2 protein-coding genes and 1 pseudogene are annotated in these 1,448 nt (G+C 68.4%); all 3 read left to right on the top strand.

All coding sequences use genetic code 11. From position 1 onward, the window contains the following. A partial coding sequence (locus D180_RS15425; protein ID WP_043091076.1) for an aldehyde dehydrogenase family protein occupies positions 1 to 201 on the top strand: 201 nt, incomplete at its 5' end. Between the two features lie 237 nt (positions 202 to 438). Continuing rightward, entirely contained in the window at positions 439 to 753 is a 315-nt protein-coding gene (locus D180_RS15430) for an EthD family reductase (RefSeq protein WP_017908811.1), read from the top strand. Between the two features lie 162 nt (positions 754 to 915). Further along, positions 916 to 1,448 (top strand): annotated as a pseudogene (locus D180_RS15435) (plasmid replication/partition related protein); the annotation flags it as partial.

Genomic DNA, 1,448 nt, shown 5'->3' on the forward strand with positions numbered 1-1,448 from the left:
GCCGGCATGGTCGGCATCAACGTGCCGATCCCGGTGCCGATGGCCTTCCACAGCTTCGGCGGCTGGAAGCGCTCGCTGTTCGGTCCGCTGCATGTGCACGGCCCGGACGGAGTGCGCTTCTACACCCGGCTCAAGACCGTCACCGCGCGCTGGCCCGAGGCCGCGGCCGGCGCCGAGTTCGCGATGCCGACGATGCGGTAGAGGGCTGGGAATGGGGAATCGGGAATAGGGAATCGTAAAAGCGCCGCGGCGCCCGCATCGGACAACCCGGCAACCGCATCACTTGCTGTTGCTCTTGCTGTTGCGATTCCCCAATCCCCATTCCCCATTCCCGGCCCCGGGCCCACCGCAGCGCAACACGCGCCGACCATTCCCGGGTGTAGCCTTGCGCCACCCCGGCGTCCGGCCGGGATCCACCGCCGCCACAGGAGCCGCTCCATGATCAAGGTCAGCGTGATGTACCCGTACACGCCAGGCGCCCGTTTCGACCATGCCTACTACCGCGACACGCACATGCCGCTGCTGCAGGCGCGCATGGGCGCGGCCTGCCTGCGCTACACCGTGGACAAGGGCCTGTCCGGCGGCACCCCGGGCAGCGACCCGACCTACGTCGGCATGTGCCACATCTTCAGCGAGTCGGTGGAGGCCTTCCAGGCCGGCTTCGGCCCGCATGCGGAGGAGATCCTCGGCGACATCAAGAACTACACCGACCTGACGCCGGTGATGCAGATCAGTGAGGTGGTGGTGGGGTGAAGCCGGGAATGGGGAATCGGGAGTAGGGAATCGGAAAGCGCCGCATGCGCGAACGACTCAGGCCATGCGGCCGCGACACACGCTGTTGCCATTCCCGATTCCCCACTCCCGATTCCCGGCCTCTACAATGCCGCCCCCGTCGCCACGCCGCACCGCCCGTTGATGAACATCGTTGTCAAAGAAGACCTCAAGGCCTATATCGATCCGCTGACCGCCGACGAATACGCTGCTCTGGAACGCAGCCTGCTGGCCGAGGGCTGCCGCGACGCGCTGGTGCTGTGGGGCGACATCCTGGTCGACGGGCACAACCGCTACGGCATCTGCCAGAAGCACGGCCTGCCGTTCCAGACCGTGCAGAACACCCGCTTCCAGTCGCTGCAGGACGTGCACCTGTGGATGATCGACCAGCACCTGGGCCGGCGCAGCGTCTCCGACTTCCAGCGTGGCGTGCTGGCGCTGCGCAAGCGCGAGATCCTCGCCGAGCGGCGCGCCAGCGTGGCCGCCGCGGAGGCCCCCGCGGCCGACGCCACTGACCCGGACGCGGCTGGCGAGACCGCCAACGACACCGACACGCCACCCTGGGCCGACGCACCGGCACCGCTCAGCCGCGCCGAACTGGCGCGCGTGGCGCGGCTCAGCAACAGCCAGGTGGTGCAGATCGAGAAGATCCAGAAGCAGGCCGCGGCCGAGGTGGT

Source organism: Xanthomonas sp. SHU 166 (genome assembly GCF_000364685.1).
GTDB lineage: Bacteria > Pseudomonadota > Gammaproteobacteria > Xanthomonadales > Xanthomonadaceae > Xanthomonas_A > Xanthomonas_A sontii.